General features: G+C 77.8%; 4 protein-coding genes. 2 read left to right on the top strand and 2 right to left on the bottom strand.

Annotation, left to right across the window (positions count from 1 at the left end; genetic code table 11):
- A partial coding sequence (locus PYV61_RS24520; RefSeq protein ID WP_275836504.1) for a peptidylprolyl isomerase occupies nt 1-876 on the top strand: 876 nt, incomplete at its 5' end.
- 39 nt (nt 877-915) lie between these two features.
- On the opposite strand, the gene PYV61_RS24515 is transcribed toward PYV61_RS24520, so the two are convergent.
- Nucleotides 916-1,365 carry a MerR family transcriptional regulator gene (locus tag PYV61_RS24515; protein ID WP_275836503.1) on the bottom strand — a complete coding sequence of 150 codons (450 nt, stop codon included), beginning with the start codon at nt 1,363-1,365 and terminating at the stop codon, nt 916-918.
- A 93-nt stretch (nt 1,366-1,458) separates the two neighbouring features.
- On the opposite strand from PYV61_RS24515, the gene PYV61_RS24510 reads away from it, so the two are divergent.
- Complete coding sequence (locus PYV61_RS24510) at nt 1,459-1,842, top strand: thioredoxin domain-containing protein (RefSeq protein ID WP_275836502.1); 384 nt, start codon at nt 1,459-1,461, stop codon at nt 1,840-1,842.
- Here the strand turns inward: PYV61_RS24510 and PYV61_RS24505 are convergent.
- Nucleotides 1,796-2,171: HEAT repeat domain-containing protein (locus PYV61_RS24505; protein ID WP_275836501.1), on the bottom strand; the 376-nt coding region annotated here is incomplete at its 5' end. The two genes, PYV61_RS24510 and PYV61_RS24505, sit on opposite strands and share 47 nt — an antisense overlap.

Raw genomic sequence — 2,171 nt, 5'->3', positions numbered from 1 at the left:
GGCCGCGCGTGGGCGGCGCGGGCCGCCCGGCGCCTCGCCGACACGGCGGCGCTGCGCCGCCTGGCGCGCGACCCCGACCCGAACGTCGCCAGCGAGGCGATCGACGGACTCGCCGAGCACGCGGGGCACGCCGACGACGCGCTGTACGTGGACGCGCTGCGGCGCGACCCGGCGCAGGTGCTGATGTCGGCGGCGAACGCGCTCAGGGGGACGCGCGACGCGTCGGCGACGCCGGCGCTCGTGGCCGCGCTCGACCGCGAGACGGCGCGCCGCCGCGAGACGTCGCGCGACGCACGCCTGGCGCTCGTCGAGGCGCTGGGGAGCGCGGTGCCGGCGCGGTACGCGCGCGACTTCGACCCCGCGGTCGCCGAGCGCGCCGCGGCGCTGGCCGGCGTCGCCGCGGCGCAGCAGCGGCTCCCGCCGCGCCCCGTGCCGACCGTCGCGCAGCTGCGCACCGTGCGCGAGGCGACGATCCTGATGGCCGACGGCGGGCGCGTCGAGCTGCGCCTCTTCCCGATGGACGCGCCGACCAACGCGTGGCGCTTCGCGCGCCTCGCGCGCGCGGGCTACTTCGACGGGCTCACCTTCCACCGCATCGCGCCGTTCTTCGTGGTGCAGGGGGGGAGCCCGCACGCCAACGAGTACGAGGGCGACGGCCCGTTCACGCGCGACGAGGTCGGGCTGGAGAACAACCGCGGCACGGTCGGGATCTCGACGCGCGGGCGCGACACGGGCGACGGACAGCTCTACTTCAACACCGTCGACAACGTGCGCCTCGACCACGACTACACGGTGTTCGCCGAGGTGACGCGGGGGATGGACGTGGTGGACCGGATGCAGGAGGGGGCGAGGATCCGGCGCGTGACGGTGCGGTGAGTCCCGCGCGCGGGACGCTGCGGGCGGCGGGCTGCGGATTCAGAACCCGCCGTCCGCCGCCCGAAGCGCCCGGTGCGCCGCCGGCAGCACGCACGGACTCTCCCCGTTCAGCGGTCCCGCGTCCAGCAGCGACGCGCAGTCCTCGAGGCGGAAACAGCCGCAGTCGAGCGCGATCGTGAGCACGGCGCGCATCCGCTCGGCGCGCGCGACCTGCGCGTCGATCTCGGCGAGCTTGCGGGCGGCGAGGGCGCGCCACTGCGCGGCGGGGGGCGTGCCGGGGACGAAGCCGGCGACCAGCTGCCCCACCTCGGCCATCGTGAACCCGGCCTCGCGCGCCAGCGCGATCAGCGACAGCCACTCCAGCACCGACGCGTCGTAGCGCCGCTGTCCCGACGCGCGCGCCGGGGCGGGGAGCAGGCCGAGCGACTCGTAGTAGCGGATGGCCGACGGCGCGATCCCGGCGCGTCGCGCCACCTCGCCGATGCTCATCCGCGACATGGGCGTTGACTTGAAGTGCGCTTGAAGTTGTACGGTGCGTGGGACGCGGGCAACCGCCCGCCGCACCCTCCAACCCCGCCCCGCATGTCCACGCTCTCCGCCGTCACCGACGCCACCTTCGACGACGCCGTGCGCACCGGCGTGGCCGCCGTCGAGTTCACCGCCGCCTGGTGCGGCCCCTGCCGCGTGATGGGGCCGATCGTCGAGGCCGCGGCGCGCGACTACGGCGACCGCCTCCGCGTCTTCCAGATGGACGCCGACGCGAATCCCGCGACCCTGGTCCGCCTCGGCGTGCGCGGGCTGCCGACGACGCTCGTGTTCCGCGACGGCGCGCTCGCGGCGCGCGTGGTCGGCGCGGTGCCGGCGGCGCCGGTGCGCGCGCGCCTCGACGCGCTGCTCGACGCCGCGCGCGATCCCGCGCTCACGGAAACGGCCGCGGGCGCGGCCACGGCCACGGCCAGGGGTTGAACGCGTCGCGGCCGGCGAGGCCGCGCACCGCCGCCTCGCGCACCTGCGGGTCGCGCGAGGCGAGCAGCGTCGACAGCGCCTGCTCCGACCGCTCGCCGGACCTCAGCAGCGCGCGGACGAGCGCCTGGCGCAGGCGCGCGCCGCCGGTCTCGCGCTCCAGCGCGTCGCGCACCGCGGGGCCCGCCGCCGTGTCGCCGATCTGGCCGAGCGCCCAGGCGGCCTTGAGGCGCACGTCCTCGCTCGTGTCGCGGAGCGCGCGCAGGAGCCCCGCCGGCGCCGCGCGCCCGCCGAGCTGCCCGAGCGCCCACGCCGCGGTGCCGCGCACGCGC

It is taken from the genome of Roseisolibacter sp. H3M3-2, assembly GCF_029211165.1.
Classification (GTDB): Bacteria; Gemmatimonadota; Gemmatimonadetes; order Gemmatimonadales; family Gemmatimonadaceae; genus Roseisolibacter.
This window is presented reverse-complemented; position numbering and strand designations above follow the sequence as displayed.

Coding starts and splice junctions, on each gene's coding strand:
- PYV61_RS24515 (WP_275836503.1), bottom strand. CDS start 1,365: ATGAGCATCGGCGAGGTGGCGCGACGCGCCGGGATCGCGCCGTCGGCC.
- PYV61_RS24510 (WP_275836502.1), top strand. CDS start 1,459: ATGTCCACGCTCTCCGCCGTCACCGACGCCACCTTCGACGACGCCGTG.